The organism is Bradyrhizobium sp. 195, assembly GCF_023101665.1.
Taxonomy (GTDB): domain Bacteria; phylum Pseudomonadota; class Alphaproteobacteria; order Rhizobiales; family Xanthobacteraceae; genus Bradyrhizobium.
This window is the reverse complement of record NZ_CP082161.1, coordinates 1,582,853-1,597,877: the sequence shown is the minus strand read 5'-3', so window position 1 is coordinate 1,597,877 and position 15,025 is coordinate 1,582,853. Positions and strand designations below refer to the sequence as shown.

Below are 15,025 nucleotides of genomic sequence, written 5' to 3'. Positions count from 1 at the left end.
AGTTTGCGCAAGGTAACGACTAAACGATACAGCGGTAGGCCAGTTCTAGCATGGTACAAACCGCGCCGCTCCGCTATGAATGCAGCGAGAAGATTGGGGTCACATGCTATCGTCGGCCGACTTACCTACGCCCCCTGCTCCGCCTTGCCGCGAATTCTAGCCGCGGGCTAGCACCGTATTGACGTTCTTAAGCTGGTTGGTTCGCTTGATAGTGCGCAGGACCGGGCTTGCGCCCATCCTGTTGGTCGAGCGGGACGAGGTTGTCGTATGCGCGACCGTTCTGGGCGAGTTGCGAAACCGGCTTAAGCAGGTCGATCCTTTTGGCAATTCGGACGTCTCGCTTGAATGAAGATGCAGACGTCAAAACTAAAGGATTAATTGCGTTTCACAGCCAAGCTAATGATTCCGGGGCCGCTGCTCTCCCGCTGCCTCCACCGCAGTATGACAGGAGACGGATGGCCATATGCCAAACGCATCGCTAGAGTATGTCTGCCGGTCAGTTGGATTGGCGCGATAGGAGATGCCGCGTGGGTTCAGTGGATCTGATTGAGGAAATCAAGGAAATTTGCGTCGATTTGTCCGGTCAGGCCGTCGAGGCGGCTCATTATCTCATCAACAATCCGGATGAAGTGGCCTTCCACTCGATGCGGGAGATGGCTCGGCGGGCAAACGTACCGCCCGTGAGCCTCGTCCGGCTGGCCCAGCGCATGGGATTGCCCGGCTACGGCGACCTGCGGCAGCGTTTCATCGACACGATGCGCGATCGTCAGCAGAGGGATCGCCTGTCCACAACCCGCAACGAACAAGCCGCAAGATCGTTAATCCATAAAATGGGCGAAGGCGCCCGATTGAATGACATCATCGAATCGTTTTTCGCAGCGGAGCTCGATGTTGTAAGGCGAGCTCGTGCGCATCTGTCCAAGGAGAAGGTCACCGAAGCAGTCGGTCTTCTGGCGAATGCGCCAAAGATATTTGTTTGTGGCAGAAGGACTACATTCACTCCAGCTTACACATTGGCATATGCCTTACGAAAGGCGCGGCCAAACGTGATCCTGTTAGACAGCCCGGGAGGAGCACCCGAAAGTCTTCTAGAGGACCTCTTGCCCGGCGATGCGTTTGTGGCGGTAACTTTTGCACCCTTCAATCGGGTAGTTCATCGCCTCGCTGAGAAGGCCGCGCAATCGGGGGGGCACATAATCTCAATTACCGATAGCTTCGCTGCGCCTGTGAGCGAGCTTGAAGGTCTGCATTTTGTCGCGCAAACTTCTGGGCAATCATTTCCAGAGTCCACATTCGGGGCCACTGCCATAGCCAATCTTCTCGCCGCCTTAGCAATCGGCCGTCTAGGTGAGCCTGCGCAAACCAGGATTCGCGAAAACGAGCGGTTCTTGCACGCATCTGGCGAATATCTCCTCTCTGGAAAACTTATCAAGCGCCGGCGTCCGGCGCCCGCGGTTTTGCGAAAGCCGACGGCAAAAGATAAACGAAAAAAAAGTTAGGTCATTCCGCAGAGAACTTCTGCCATTTGCCCGTCCGCTGCAGCAGGTTGAATTTTGACCTCTCTGGATCAAATGATCTGGTGAGCCGGCCGGTTCAGTTTAATGACAAGCTGATCGCGTTCGCGAAGCATTGGGGCTTCCGTCCTCGCGTCTGTGTGCCGTATCGGGCGCGCACAAAGGGTAAGACGGAGAATGGCGTCGGCTGCGTGAAGGAGTACGCGATAGCGGGGCATTCCTTCGAGCTGGGAGGCATTCGAGGCGCATCTCGCCGAGTGGAAGCGTGAGGTGGCGAACGTGCGTATCCACGGCACGACCGGCGAGGCGACGATCGTCCGCTTTGAGCGTGACGAGGCGCACCGATTGAAGCTGCTCGGCGGGCCGTCGTTCGGATCGTTGCGCGAATTGCCCCGCGTCGTCGGTAACGATTGCGCCGTCGAGATCGACACGAACAGTTACTCGGTGCCATGGCGGCTGATCGGCGAGCGCGTGGCGGTGACGGTCGCGGCCGGCGAGGTGCGCATCCGCAATGCATGCGTGAGGTTATAGAAGTTTCGACTTAATCTTACAGCATGGCTTGATCTGACGGGGAATGGAGCTGCGGGCAAGCAGGAGCGCTCACCCGAATGGGCGCTCCCGCGCATCTCGGAGCGTCTTGCAGAGGAGACGCCACCATGACGCAAGAGCAGAAGGTCATTCGCGCAAAGGTCGGCATGTTGGCACTGGCCAAGCAGATCGGCAACGTCAGCCAGGCCTGCCGGATGATGGGCTATAGCCGCGACAGCTTCTACCGATTCAACGAGCTGTACGACAAAGGCGGCGAGCTGGCGATGTTGAGATCAGCCGCAAGAACTGATCCTAAGAAAACCGTGTTGCGCCCGAGCTCGAGGCGGCGGTCGTCGAGCTGGCGATCGAGGAGCCGGCCTGGGGCCAGGTGCGGGTGAACTCAGGAGCCGGGGCCTGTCGATCTCAACGTTCGGCATGCGGGCGGTATGGCTGCGTCATGACCTCGCCAACGTCAAGAAACGGCTGAAGGCGCTGGAGGCCAAGATGGCCCAGGACGGCCTGGTGTTGACCCGAAGCCCCGCTCGTCGCGTTGGAAAAGGCCAAGTCCGAGAAGGAGGCACATGGCGAGTTCGAGGGCGAGTGCCCCGGCTACCGTGGCGCGCAGGACACCTTCTATGTCGGCAAATACAGGGGGGCGGGCGCATTGTCAGCAGACCTTGATCGACACCTACAGCAAGTGGCGTTCGCCAAGCCGTATGACCGCAAGACGCCGATCACGGCAGCCGAGCTGTTGAACGACCGTGTCGTGTCGTTCTTCGAGGCGCATGGCATCCACGTCAAGTCGCCACTTTTACATCCAACGCGCGCGCCCTGCAGGCGGGCTCGAGCCGGCGGTCGCGACCAGCACGGCTTCCTCCTCCGGTGAGTTCTTCGCTCAGCGCTCGCTCCAGGTTGCCTTCGACAAACAGCCGCTTGGCTCGGTAGACCGTCGAGGCGCCAACCCCGACACTTGCAGCGATGTCCTCGTCGCTGCGCCGGCGTCGGCGGCCAGCAGGATCTGGGCTCGCTTGAGCTTGCGGGCGCGATCCGCGGGCTGCACCGCCGGAAGGCCTCGTAGTACTGGCGGGCGAGCAGGCCTCGCTGGCGACTGCGACCCCCTGGGCCGCCTGCTTGCCGCCGCTCATGAGGCGCATGAGTTCTGCGCGCTCGCTTTGGCTCAATTCGACCCGACAGCGTACATTCATCCGTGCCTGCACGTCTTGAGGCACGGATCACCAGCTGAATCGGATGGCCGGCGTGAGTCGCTCGGGAAAAACCTTCACCGCAAAGCAGGGCCAATATCTGGCCTATATCCACCTGTACACGCAGTTACACTGCCGTCTGCGCATTTCGGTGATCGTGAGCGGCGTCCCCCCGGCCGAGACCGACATGCGGGAATACTTCCGCGTCAGCCCGCCATCGGTTCATCAGATGGTGGCGTGGGCTCGGTTCTGTCCGGACCCAAACGCACCCGACGTCAGGAATCCGCCAAGCTGATTGCGAACACGACATTCCGCCGAAAGCCATTGGGCGCTTCCTCTGGTTCACACTGGCGCGAAACATGCATTGATCTAAGCCAGGCGGGCATCTGGCGGTCGCATCCGCTCGCGATATCCCTTCCCGGCGCTGCGGCCATGCCGTTGATGGCGAAACGCACATCGACATGCTGAACGAAACGTTGATCAAGGCAGAGTGCGTGCAGTGCAAGCGGGAATGGGTCAACGAAGACTGCTTGCTCCCCTGCTTTCGGAATCGGAGCGATTTTCGGATGGATCGAGTTTCTGGTGCTAAAAATGGAGGTAGTATGCGGATCTGCGGCATGAAACTGACGCATGACGGAGCAATCGCTCTTGTCGAGGATCGCCGGCTCGTCTTCTGTTTCGAGCAGGAGAAGCGGGATAACAATCCGCGGTATCAGACCATCAACAATCTCGATAGTGTTGTTGTCGCCTTAGAGAGGCACGGTCGGGATCCGCAGGATATTGATCAGTTCGTCATCGATGGCTGGCGGGGCGAAGTAGAGTCCCAGTTCCAGATCCTCAGTGGTGTGGCGCCCATCACTCTCAAGGGGGCGCCATACATTGAACCTGATCGAGGCCTCCTCACTTCGCGCGACGGCTCTGGGTTGCTACTCGATGGCAGGTGCTTCCCGTATCGAAGCTATTCACACATCACGGGTCATGTCGCCTCTGCATACTGCACGAGTCCCTTTGCCAAGGCCGGACAGCCCGCGTTCTGCCTGGTGTGGGACGGCGGTACCTTCCCACGTTTCTACTACGTAGAACGCCGTAAAGCCCAATTCCTCGAATGCCTGTTTCCGATCAATGGTCATGCTTATGCCGTCGCGGGTCATCACTTCGGACCGTATAAGCAGGCGAGCTGCACCAACTCGGATGTGGATCGTGCCGTCAAGCGCGACCCGGGTGGTGGCACCACGCTGGATTTAGGTGTGGCAGGGAAATTGATGGCCTACATCGCGCTTGGCTATGTTGATGAAAACATTGTCACGGTTTTTCAAGAACTCTACAAAAAGCACCTTGCGGCTGGCACAGAGCTTGCCAGTCGGTACAGGGCCCAGTCCTCCCTTGGGACTTTGCATGACTTCTTCGATGCAAGCGCGCTCCGCCTGAAGGCCAAAGCACCCGAGGATGTGCTTGCATCGTTTCATTGTTTCCTCGAACGTCTGCTTGTCAGGCAAACGGCGATTGCCTTGCAGCGGCATTCGCATCTTTCGGAAGCGCGCAATCTGTGCGTAGCTGGCGGCTGCGGTCTGAACATCAAATGGAACAGTGCTCTGCGTGCCACAGGTCTGTTCGATGCTGTCTGGGTGCCACCCTTCCCGAATGACAGTGGCTCCGCAATCGGTGCCGCTTGCTCCGCACTGGCGGCCAACAGCGGCTTCGTGCCGCTGGAATGGTCGGTCTACGGCGGTCCAGCCGTGCAACCTAGCGACGTGCCACCCGGTTGGCAGGCCGCGTCGTGCAGCATGCGCGAACTTGCGGCCATTCTCGCCAGCAACAAACCCGTGGTCTTCCTTGCCGGCCGCGCCGAACTGGGACCACGGGCATTGGGTAGCAGAAGCATTCTTGCAGCCGCGACTTCGTCGAGAATGAAGGATCATCTCAATGAGATCAAACTTCGCGAACCCTTTCGACCAGTGGCACCGATATGTCTAGAGGACCGAGCGCCACATATTTTTAACCCTGGAACACCGGATCCTTACATGCTATTCGATCACCAGACACGACTGGGATGGCAAGAGAAAATCCCGGCCGTTGTGCATCTCGATGGATCTGCACGATTACAGACCGTTCCCAGAACCTCGCAGCACAAAGTCGCCGAGCTTCTCGTCGAATATGAAAAGCTCACGGGCGTTCCCCTGCTCTGCAATACGAGCGCCAACCTCCATGGACGTGGGTTTTTCCCGGACGCCGCTAGCGCCTGTCAGTGGGGGCGCATTGAACATATATGGTGCGACGGCATGCTGTGGACGAAAACGCCGCAAATCAGCGATGGTCGACCGACTGCGTTTTGACGCTGAGATGAGCGCCAGTTCCGACCACGGAACTGGAAGCTCTCTGTCGTGGCGGTGACATGTAAGCTGACGTTGATCATGCGTCGGGTGCCCGGCTTGACGGCGGGGACACCATTGGCGATGCGGAGATGCTTGCGACAGCTCGTTCCGGGTGTAGACCACGCCCGCGTTGCAACCAGGAATCGACAATAGGATCTAGCGGTCACATTGCCTCGGCTTAATTGTTACCCGATGCTGAGCCGTTTGCCTCACGCAAATTGCTCCCTTGGATCGGAAACGAGCGGGGGCGAAGATGGGGTGGCTAAGCATGGCGACGCCGAAGGAACTGACGGCGGCAGCAGGCGCGCGCTATCGGACGTCGGATCGCGCGAAGAAAGCGCGGATATTGGACGGATTCGTCGACATCACCGGATTCCATCGCAAGCATGCGATGCGGCTGCTTCGAGGTCAGGAAGACGCACGCCCAGGCCGGCGGGCGCGACGCAGGGTCTATAATGAGGCAGAACACAACGCGCTCGTGCTCCTTTGGGAGGCGTCAGACCGGATCTGCGGGAAGCGGCTGAAGGCGTTAATGCCTGCGCTGATTGAGGCGATGGAACGGCACGGCCATCTCGGCCTTGCCCTCGAGATCCGCGACATTTCGGCAATGAGCGCTGCGACGATCGACCGTGCATTGGCGCGGGTCCGGGAAGTGTTAGTCGCAAACGCCGACGGCACGCGACGCACTCGTTGCGTCGCAGTATTCCAATACGGACGCCGGCAGATTGGAACGATCCGGCGCCGGGTTTTGTCGAAGCGGACCTCGTAGCGCACAGCGGACCTTCAGCGCGGCGGCAGCTTCATCCAGACCCTCGTGCTCACCGACATCGCGACTGGCTGGACGGGTGCGCTCCATTGATCGTGCGCGAACAGACGCTGCTGAGCACGGTGCTGACGGAATTGCGCAAACAATTACCCTTCGCGCTGCTCGGCCTCGATACGGACAACGACATGAACGAAATGCTGAAAGTCTACTGCGATGCGGCCAACATCGGTCTTCACGCGTGCCGGCCCTACCGGAAGTACGAGCAGGGGTTCGTCGAGCAGAAGAACGGCGCCGTCGTGCGCAGGATGGTCGGCTATCGTCGGTTCGAGGGCCTGGAAGCCGCCAAGCTGCTGGCTGAACTCTATCAATCGGCGCGGCTGTTCGTGAACTTCTTCCAACCCTCGTTCAAATTGATAGCCAAGCAGCACGACGGCGCCCGTGTGCACAAGACATACAGCGCGCCGGCAACGCCACACCAGCGCTTGGCTGCCGACGCCGGCGCGTCCGACGCGGTTCGACACCATCTCCAAGAACTCTATACCGCTCTCGACCCGGTCGCGTTGTTGCGCGACATCCGCGGCGCGCAGGAACGCCTCGCGGCCCTCGCGGACACCCGGCCAGTCGCCCATCCTGCTGCGGCATTGCAATCCAGCTGACGACAGTGATGAGGGCGAGCAGCTTCACCAGCCGCTCGGCAGTCTGCAATCTCGCGTCCTCGGCGCGGCAACCAGATTTCATGACCTGTGGAACACCTCGACCTTCCAGCGCAATGCGTACCAGTCGAGCTTTTCGACGGCGGCTGCGAGATCGTCGATAGGCAGATTGGTCACCAGCTTCCAGTCGATCGGATCGCGATCCGAAAGTGGGTCGACCTCCAGGGCATGAATGTAGACGAGGATTTGCGGCGCGTCGCGCTTTTGCTCGCCGACAGGCGGCAATGTTTTCACCGAGGCGAACTTGATCTGCAAGCAAGCAGTTTCGCCATCTTCGCCATCGCGACCTGGTGGCGACCAGACCAGGGACCGTGGCGAGTGGGGCGAAGACACGATGGGCCGCATCCGTCGGCGCGGCTTTCGGTGGTGGCTCGGCCAGCCGATTGGTCTGAACCCGCACAAGAACCCGCGTCCCGAGATCCGGCGCCAGGCAAAACAGTTCGTAGATATCGCTTTCCCGGTCGCCCACGTGCACGCAACGCTCGGGTGAGCCCATAAGCGCGATGGACTGGCGCAGATTCTCGAGCCAGCGATAGCTTTCCTTGGTCTCGATCGGCACGCGCGTTTGGTTCACGAGCCGTCTGAGCGCGGCCGCCCCTTTGAATTTGCTGCGGGTCCAGAACTTCACCGCCGACAGGCCGAGCGGAGTCCCGCTTGTGGTGACGACCAGACTCGAATGCATCAACACACCGCACGAGGTGTGGGTGGTGGGTTGTCCGGCTTTATAGCGGCCAGCGTTGATGGTCTTCGTGTACCCGATCTTGCAGGGCGACTCGCGACTGTAGATGAACTCGGGCGTGTCCTGAAGGATCAGGACAGGCCCTTCGCTGGCTTTGAAACGCGCTGCAGTCGCAGCGAAATGTCCCGCCATCACGCCGTGTTCGGTGACGCGCGGATTGTCGAAAAATCGATAGGCCGCCTTCGTCGCAGCCCAATTCGCCAAAGGCCGCTGGAACCGGCTTACCCGGCGCGGCGGAAAGCTGCTCCAGCAACCGCCGTAAACGACGCTGCAGACGTTTATCCGGAAGACTCGCCGCAGCCGACGCGGCATCTTGCCGGCCGGCCGGGCCGGGCTTCGATCCAACATTCATTCATAACGCCCCAGTGATTCGGCGTCATGGACAGAATCACGCCCGATTCAGATTGGGCAAGCCCGCCCGAAGATGTGGGTAATTGAAAGCTTCGCCGGAGCGATAGGAACAATCAAACACGAAGCAAGGAGCTCAGACAAAATCGACGAGGTCGTCAGTGAGCCGCGGGCCGATGGACCGTAAGCCGCTCACGACGTGCTTCGCGCATCGGATTTACGATCTTAACTCCGGTGAAATCTCCCGTAGCGGGCTCGTTGGCGAGGGCTTCTGTTAAGTTGCTGCGCTAGCTGCTGACTCTTCCTTCTTCTTAATGTCAGCGACCAACAAGTCCACCTCCCTTTGGATGACACGCCGACACATCGATCGCAGGCGGTCCAAAAGTACGCGCTCGTGCATATTCAACCGATGCTTCCCTCGTTGAACGACGTGTCGTGGCGCGACTCCCGTACTTCGTTGGTCTTCAGGGCCGAAGGAGTTTTGGCATTGCGGGGGAGGTTTATGAAGACGCTCTCGCGATCAGTAAACCTGGACGCCAGACACATCTGTGTACTGTTCGTACATGGTAGCAAACATGAGTGCTTGAATTGATGCAATGACTCGAGCCGCGCTTAAATTTGGCGCTCCATCGAATTTTTCGACGAATTCCACCATTGATGACAGCAGACCGGCCCTTGCGGGGTGCAGATCGAGCTTGAGTTATGTCAGTTGTTGGGACGCCCACACGACGCCAGCAAAATCGAGATAGACTGCCTCACCGACCTGCACACGACGAAGGTGCTGCCGGTATGCGCCGCTGCTGGTCTCGTATAACTTTTCAATCGTACGAGGCAGGTCCTGTCCATCATCGATAAAGACCTCTGCGAGCGCACGACCGGTCATCGTTGCCGGTCGCGAAAGGCCCAGAAGACCGAGCACTGTCGGCGCAATATCGCAGATGCCTGAGGGAACTTGCGAGACGAAGCCGTTTTTGATCGGCGGTCCCGCCAAAATGCCGACCGACGACATCTCCTTGGCATGCAACCCGCCGTGCACTCCGAAGCCGATCGGCCCATCCGCACTCCAACTGCGGCCGATAAGACCAAATGGATCGAGATCGTCATCCGACCGGAACGAAAACAGGATGTCCGCCGATCGGGCATGGTCGGCGAACACCAAATGGCGGGCAAAGCTGCCCGGTGCAATGCCATCGTCCGCGCCACCCGCGGTAAACACCGGACCACACCAGGGCCGCTCGATCATCGATCCTACTGTGCGGCGGATAACGGCGTCCGATGGCTCGGCGAGGTAAATTGCTCCGACCTGGCCAGGTATGACGATGGCATCGATCCCGGCCGCTGGTGCGGGACCGCAGCGCAGCCCAGCAGCCTCGAGCGTCTCAAATAGATCGGCCCGCGCATGCACCGTCACGTGTCCATGATCGGAGGCGGCAATCAGGTGCACGCCAAGGGAGACGCCCTCAGCGTCCCACCAATCGAGCACGCGGCCCAACTGCCGATCGACAAAGCTGATCGCTTCCAGCGTCTTTGGCGCGCCAGTCCCACAATCGTGAGAGGAAATATCGGGCTCGCCGAAGGAGAGGATTGCGACGTCGGGCCGAATTTGAGGCCAGATTACGTTGAGGAACGCTGAGGTCAGAAAGGCTTGAGAGGCAAGATCTGGGTCGCCGGGGGGCGGCGGCGCAGGCGTCGGCCCCAGCAGGGTTTCCACCTGTCTGAGCATCTCGGCGGAGGTCGCGATGCAAGGGAAGTGGCCGGAGAGCGTCACTTGTCTGAACTTTCGAGCTTTATGGTTCAGCAGGCGCGTTGCCCCCGCCGAGTTGGAAGCGAGGACTGAGAAGGTCCTGCCGTTCGCCGCGAGGATCTCACCAAGTGACGGCACACCGAGTAGATGGCCGTCGCTCGCGGCATCAAGGTGCTCGATCAGGCGCGCGTCGCTCGTGTCGACAGAGCGCGGTATCGGCGACTGCCTGTCGAGATATTGATTCCCAACGATGCCGTGGCGATCCGGCGTCGTGCCCGTGACGAGGCTCGTGAGCGCTATTCGTGTTTCACTGGGATAGACGGTGCGCTGCCGGGCCAGCACCGCACCGCGGCGCTGAAGCCTGACCAGATTCGGTGTCAATGACGGTTTGACGAGATCGGGTCGAAGCCCATCGAACAGCACGATGAGAACCCGATTCCGGTTCGGTCGGTCGAACATGCGTAAAGCTTTCGCCTAGCTGGAACGTAGCGGACCGGGAGCGACCAGGACTTGGCTGGCGCAGCCCAGCGCCATCGACTTGGAGCCGAGGCTGATCGCTAGCGCGAGCGCAATGCGGGTATGGCGCTCCCAGCCACGCTGACCAAAGCCCGGCCAGCGCGACGGCCGGTCCCGAGCCGGGATTAGCGGCGTGCGAGCGCCAGCAGCTCTCCTGAGCCGTAGATCGGCCCGGCTTGTCTTGGACGGAGGCTGCGGCGTCAGTGGTTTGGTCTGATCATGATCGCCTGATGCACCTCTGCGGGCGCAGCGCGAAGCCACGGAATTCATCACAGGCCCCGAGGACCGCCCAACTCCGGCGAGGACGTCAGGTAGGATGTCCAGCAAGCCGTCGATAGCATGGCCTCGCAAGGAAGGGTGGCAAATACCGCGTCCAAGAGAACTGCTCGGCGCCCTAGCCGATCCTGATCTGGTCCACGTCGCGATTGAGCCAGGAACCGTGGCTGATGCTGCCCGCGGATCGTTTTCGCGTGGCGGCTTGATTCCGGCGAATGCGATGCATCTCGTGTGCTTGGCAGGAATCTCACAGCTGTGGCGGTCGCAGACACCGGTCGGGGTGTCGAAAGATATGCCCTGACTAAGCGTGATCGCATCGGCGCCTGGTGCGCGCCGCTGGGCCGCTCGGGCCGGCGTTGCTCTCGAAGGGAGGGACCCGTTGAGCCATTCCGCCAGGAGTGACAAGTTGGAAAGCCTGCAAATCGCCGGGGACGCCTTGAGGATTCCTACTCGCAATGAAACGAGCTAACCACTTTGGCCATCGTTTTTTGAAATGAAATGATCGAAAAATACGATGCTAGTCGAGTTACTATCTCTTGTTATGTTATCCCTGCAGTCGCGCCGTGACACGGAACCTTCAATTTTCAGTCCGACTTGCGTTCGCCCCGGTCACAACCGCGCGGGCAAGCATCCCGGCGTATCGTCGCCGCTTGGAATCAATGATGCGCGCGCATCAGAGAGGACGACTTGCTAAGTGGCGGAACCGCAGGACGAGGATCGCCGCATAGATTGTGTCTCCGGTCGACAAGCCAATCCATATACCGACGGCGCCCAAACCGATCTTCAGACTGAGCCAATAGCTGAGGGAAAAGCCGATCAGCCACCAAGCAATAGCCGAAAACAGCAGCGGCACCCGCGTGTCCTTCAGCCCGCGCAGGCCGCCTGCCGCAATGCACTGGGCGGCGTCAGTCATAAAGAGGGTTGCGCCGACCATGAGGAGCTTTGCAGCGAGGCTGATCGTTGCCTCGGAATCGCGGGTCGCTCTGCCCAGAAACAGCTCCACGATCTCAAAACGCACGGTGATCAACGTAAGCGTTAGCGTTGTAGCTATGACCATACCAAGCAACATCGCCGCCAGATTGGCCCGCTTGACGCCTGCACGGTCGTCGCGGCCGGCGGCATGGCCAACGCGCACGGCAGCGGCCGTCCCAATGCCGAGATAAATCATAAACAGGGTCAAGGAAATCTGAACAACAATCTGGTGAGCGGCCAGCTGTTGCTGATCAAGCCCGCAAGGAGCGACGTGGCTCCAAATAGTCCCGACTCGATCGATGAAGAGATGGAGATCGGCGTCCCAATTGCGATGAGCTGCCGCATTGCGCGCCAATCGAAACGCCAGAGATCCGCAAGCACATGGTACTCACGGAACGGCCAGCGCAGTGCAGCGAACCACAAGCCCGCCAAAAACATGCCGCAGTTGACCAGCGTGGTCGCAAGGCCTGCCCCGAACAGCTCCAACCGGGGCAGCCCAAGCTTCCCATAGGCCAGAATATAGACCAACAACGCATTGAGGGGGATGGCTGTTAGCGTAATCCAGAAGACTGGCTGTGGCCGATTGACCCCACCCATGAAACTGCGGATAGCCAAAAACGCTAGTGCCGGAGCCGTGCCGAAGGCTAATCCGAAGAGGTATTGCTGGGCAAGCTGCGCCACATCTGGGGTCTGGCCCAAGGCAAGCAGTATTTGCTCTGCTCGCAGCGCCACAGCAGTGATCGGGAATGACAGGATCAGGGCCACCCATAGGCCCATGCGCAGCGAGCGCTGTACCGCGCCTAGATTATTTTCCCCGAGCGCCCGCGCCGCCAAAGGCGCGATGGCACTTAGTAGTCCCACGCCGAATGTGACGCTAATGAGATAGAGCCGGCCTGCCAGCGCTGCCGCGGCGAGCGCCTCAGCGCTGATACGCCCGATGAAGGCAAGATCAGTCGTCATCATCGCAACCTGCGCAACCTGCGTCAGCACCATTGGCAACGCGAACTTCGCGGTTTCATTGAGCTCGATAGAGAAGCGACGGATAGCCGCCCGTCTCGTCCCTTCTGGTCGCGAGATTAATGCCGGCTTTGTCTTGGCTATCTTGTCCATATCATCATGCCGCCCGTTTGCGTCGGCGAACGAAATACCGCTTCTTTCACGGGAGTATTACGTTCCGACGTGAATTCACGGTCAGCCTCCGATGCTGCTCGCGGGCAGCCTCGTGCGACGGCACGTTTAGACGCAAAAACGGACCACGGCTTGGACGCTGGGCTTCGACCAGCGCAGCCCGCTTTTCGCATGCGATAAGCGCGAAGGAGAGATTGCAAATGCCGCGCCAGAATTGGCCAATCATCCGCGCAGTCGGGACGGCGCGCATCGCGATCGAGCGAGCTTGATCGCGGAGGCGATTCATGCGCAAGCCATTGGGTTGATGCCAAAGGTTGGAGGGCCCGAACTTGGACCCGATCCACGCCATGAACTGAAGACTTGTCATCCCCTAAGCCATCCCTGCACGTCTGAGCAATCGGGATCTCACTCTTCAAAGCTCATGCCAACTGCGACAGCTTTAGTAATGCTTGCTCATCCAAGCCGACCTGTCGCAGGATCGACAGCACGTCGCAAATAAGACAACGACATCGCACGCTCACGCCCGAGAGGGCGGCGATGCGACCACATGGCGACTCGCGATTTCATCGGTTAGGAAGATCTAGTGGGATTGACTCGTTTGCTCGACTGGATCACAGATATCGATATGCAATCACATTGATGAGCTGCGTGGCCTCGATCCCAGTCTTGGCACTTAGAAAAATGAAGTGCTCTCGGCATTAAGGGCACAAGTCAGGAAGCCATAGACGTCGATGCTGACTTCCCCTTCTTTGGCCTTGCGCAGGCTTGTCCACTTCGTTCACACGGGACACATTCCGCTGGGCGGGTGCAGCGCTTTTTTCCATCTGTTTGGGTGACGGCATGCGCCAGCTTGGGGGTCGACCGTTCATGAGAATCTAACAAGAACACAGAGTCGTGTCCCGATCCGCAGTCTTGTGTGCGGCGAGCGGCTCGGCCCAGACAAGCAGCACGATCCGAGCTGCGCGGGCACATGAGGTGGCGGGTCCGAAGACTACATATGAATGCGGTACTCTGCTCCCTCGTTAGCCTTATCCGAAATGTTTCCGTGGAAAGCGCTGATGTGCGCTACCCGGCCGTGGCCAGCGCCGGTATCGTCGGGTTTTCAATGACTCTTTGCGGGCGCATGTGAGCTTTCAACTGTCCATACTGAAGATACTTGCCGGGCAGCCGGGCGGCCGAGCCAGTCTTGAAGTCGTCAAACAGCACTTGGTCATCTTTTACACCAGCGGGCCCGAGTGGCCGGCGCGCATGAAGCGCATCGCGAGCCGCGAGCCGAATCTCGACATCTTCCGACAAAAGCTCATCGATCGGGAGCTGGGATACTGGACCATCACTGAGGAGGGACGGAAGGTACTGGAGGCCCTTGAGAAGCTCGATCGATCTGTAGCGCAAGGCCAGCCCGAGGCACAGGCCGAGGAGCCGGCTGGCGATGAGCGACAGCCATTGCAGGCCGCGCCGCCACGACCGACCGGCCGCAGGAACCGTCCTCGGCGTAAAAGATTATGGACGCGTGAGGGGCGCTCAGCGTGAGAGCTACCTATTGGGTGGAAGTCCTTATGGTTGGGAAGCTCTTCGATCAGATTGCGGTACTTCAGTTTGGAGATAATGCATTGGCGATGGGGGCTGTGAAGTGGTTCAACGCGGCCACAGGATACGGCTTCATCCAGCTAGAAGACGGGGAGCTGACGTCTTCGTTCACATCAGTGCGGTCGAGAAGGCAGGCTACACCAATCTCGGCGAAGGCGTTCGGGTGCGCTCCGAGCTGATGGCTGATCGTTCGGGCGACGGTGAGCGCCGAAAATCTGGCGCGTCGGCTGATCGACTTGCCCTGAGGAACCTGCCAAGCTTTGGCTTTTCTGAATCAGTTTGTGGCTTGCGCGAGAAGCATCGACACGGCCTCAGTATATCTCCCGGCACCGCTGAGGCCGTTTCCTGTCCGACGCACGATCAGCGCTGCGCATTGGAGCGCCGCGCAAGGCGCTTATCGGGATCGCATTCTCAAGCAGACATTGCAGCGAGGGAGGCGACAAATCTCTCGGCTGCTTCAACGCGCGAGCACTGGATCCGCTCATTCACTCCGTTGGACGAGCGAAGATCGATCTCACCATATACGCAGATCGGTAGCTCCCGGTTGTTCTTGAAGCGCCGGTCCGGACCGCCCCTACGATTCACGTAGCGACAGGTCTGGTCTACGACACGAGAGCGTA

At 59.8% G+C, this 15,025-nt stretch carries 11 protein-coding genes and 4 pseudogenes; 7 read left to right on the top strand and 8 right to left on the bottom strand.

The features are described 5' to 3' along the window. Window positions 1-527: 527 nt before the first annotated feature. From IVB26_RS07480 to IVB26_RS43460, 3 genes and pseudogenes are all read left to right on the top strand, one after another. Complete coding sequence (locus IVB26_RS07480; RefSeq protein ID WP_247971129.1) at window positions 528-1,499, top strand: MurR/RpiR family transcriptional regulator; 972 nt, start codon at window positions 528-530, stop codon at window positions 1,497-1,499. A 71-nt stretch (window positions 1,500-1,570) separates the two neighbouring features. Then, window positions 1,571-2,030: pseudogene (locus tag IVB26_RS07475) on the top strand (Mu transposase domain-containing protein); the annotation flags it as partial. 140 nt (window positions 2,031-2,170) lie between these two features. After that, window positions 2,171-2,440 carry a helix-turn-helix domain-containing protein gene (locus tag IVB26_RS43460; protein ID WP_458309337.1) on the top strand — a complete coding sequence of 90 codons (270 nt, stop codon included), beginning with the start codon at window positions 2,171-2,173 and terminating at the stop codon, window positions 2,438-2,440. Between the two features lie 419 nt (window positions 2,441-2,859). On the opposite strand, the pseudogene IVB26_RS43455 reads toward IVB26_RS43460, so the two are convergent. Together IVB26_RS43455 and IVB26_RS07460 are read right to left on the bottom strand one after the other, a co-directional pair. After that, window positions 2,860-3,081 (bottom strand): annotated as a pseudogene (locus IVB26_RS43455) (helix-turn-helix domain-containing protein); the annotation flags it as partial. Between the two features lie 438 nt (window positions 3,082-3,519). Further along, window positions 3,520-3,876: a hypothetical protein gene (locus tag IVB26_RS07460; RefSeq protein ID WP_247973409.1), complete on the bottom strand. Its 357-nt coding sequence runs from the start codon at window positions 3,874-3,876 to the stop codon at window positions 3,520-3,522. On the opposite strand from IVB26_RS07460, the gene nodU reads away from it, so the two are divergent. Together nodU and IVB26_RS07450 are read left to right on the top strand one after the other, a co-directional pair. After that, window positions 3,847-5,577: a nodulation protein NodU gene (nodU, locus tag IVB26_RS07455; RefSeq protein ID WP_247973095.1), complete on the top strand. Its 1,731-nt coding sequence runs from the start codon at window positions 3,847-3,849 to the stop codon at window positions 5,575-5,577. The two genes, IVB26_RS07460 and nodU, sit on opposite strands and share 30 nt — an antisense overlap. Window positions 5,578-5,869: 292 nt before the next feature. Then, window positions 5,870-7,032 (top strand): annotated as a pseudogene (locus IVB26_RS07450) (ISNCY family transposase); the annotation flags it as partial. A gap of 84 nt (window positions 7,033-7,116) precedes the next feature. Here the strand turns inward: IVB26_RS07450 and IVB26_RS07445 are convergent. After that, window positions 7,117-7,350 carry a hypothetical protein gene (locus tag IVB26_RS07445; RefSeq protein ID WP_247971128.1) on the bottom strand — a complete coding sequence of 78 codons (234 nt, stop codon included), beginning with the start codon at window positions 7,348-7,350 and terminating at the stop codon, window positions 7,117-7,119. A 79-nt stretch (window positions 7,351-7,429) separates the two neighbouring features. On the opposite strand from IVB26_RS07445, the gene IVB26_RS07440 reads away from it, so the two are divergent. Continuing rightward, window positions 7,430-7,585 (top strand): hypothetical protein, encoded by a 156-nt coding sequence (locus IVB26_RS07440; RefSeq protein ID WP_247971127.1) that lies wholly within the window; start codon window positions 7,430-7,432, stop codon window positions 7,583-7,585. Window positions 7,586-7,817: 232 nt separating this feature from the next. Here the strand turns inward: IVB26_RS07440 and IVB26_RS43450 are convergent, their stop codons facing one another. The 5 genes from IVB26_RS43450 to IVB26_RS07420 all read right to left on the bottom strand — a co-directional run bounded on the left by IVB26_RS43450 (window position 7,818) and on the right by IVB26_RS07420 (window position 14,210). Then, the gene (locus IVB26_RS43450) at window positions 7,818-8,186 is read right to left on the bottom strand and encodes a transposase DNA-binding-containing protein (protein WP_247971126.1); all 369 of its coding nucleotides are present in this window, start codon (window positions 8,184-8,186) and stop codon (window positions 7,818-7,820) included. A gap of 696 nt (window positions 8,187-8,882) precedes the next feature. Beyond that, window positions 8,883-10,385, bottom strand: a complete 1,503-nt coding sequence (locus IVB26_RS07430) for an alkaline phosphatase family protein (protein ID WP_247971125.1) — start codon at window positions 10,383-10,385, stop codon at window positions 8,883-8,885. A 1,006-nt stretch (window positions 10,386-11,391) separates the two neighbouring features. After that, window positions 11,392-11,898: an MATE family efflux transporter gene (locus IVB26_RS43165; RefSeq protein WP_346732867.1), complete on the bottom strand. Its 507-nt coding sequence runs from the start codon at window positions 11,896-11,898 to the stop codon at window positions 11,392-11,394. After that, complete coding sequence (locus IVB26_RS43160; protein ID WP_346732866.1) at window positions 11,895-12,800, bottom strand: MATE family efflux transporter; 906 nt, start codon at window positions 12,798-12,800, stop codon at window positions 11,895-11,897. The genes IVB26_RS43165 and IVB26_RS43160 overlap by 4 nt, the downstream gene beginning before the upstream one ends. Before the next feature lie 1,083 nt (window positions 12,801-13,883). Continuing rightward, a complete protein-coding gene (locus IVB26_RS07420; protein WP_247971124.1) occupies window positions 13,884-14,210 on the bottom strand; it encodes a hypothetical protein in 327 nt (108 codons plus the stop codon). 218 nt (window positions 14,211-14,428) lie between these two features. On the opposite strand from IVB26_RS07420, the pseudogene IVB26_RS07415 reads away from it, so the two are divergent. Then, window positions 14,429-14,643 (top strand): annotated as a pseudogene (locus tag IVB26_RS07415) (cold-shock protein); the annotation flags it as partial. Window positions 14,644-15,025 lie beyond the last annotated feature (382 nt).

Coding starts and splice junctions, on each gene's coding strand:
- IVB26_RS43160 (WP_346732866.1), bottom strand. CDS start 12,800: ATGGACAAGATAGCCAAGACAAAGCCGGCATTAATCTCGCGACCAGAA.
- IVB26_RS07430 (WP_247971125.1), bottom strand. CDS start 10,385: ATGTTCGACCGACCGAACCGGAATCGGGTTCTCATCGTGCTGTTCGAT.
- IVB26_RS43460 (WP_458309337.1), top strand. CDS start 2,171: ATGACGCAAGAGCAGAAGGTCATTCGCGCAAAGGTCGGCATGTTGGCA.
- nodU (WP_247973095.1), top strand. CDS start 3,847: ATGCGGATCTGCGGCATGAAACTGACGCATGACGGAGCAATCGCTCTT.
- IVB26_RS43450 (WP_247971126.1), bottom strand. CDS start 8,186: ATGAATGTTGGATCGAAGCCCGGCCCGGCCGGCCGGCAAGATGCCGCG.
- IVB26_RS07440 (WP_247971127.1), top strand. CDS start 7,430: ATGGGCCGCATCCGTCGGCGCGGCTTTCGGTGGTGGCTCGGCCAGCCG.
- IVB26_RS07460 (WP_247973409.1), bottom strand. CDS start 3,876: ATGCGTCAGTTTCATGCCGCAGATCCGCATACTACCTCCATTTTTAGC.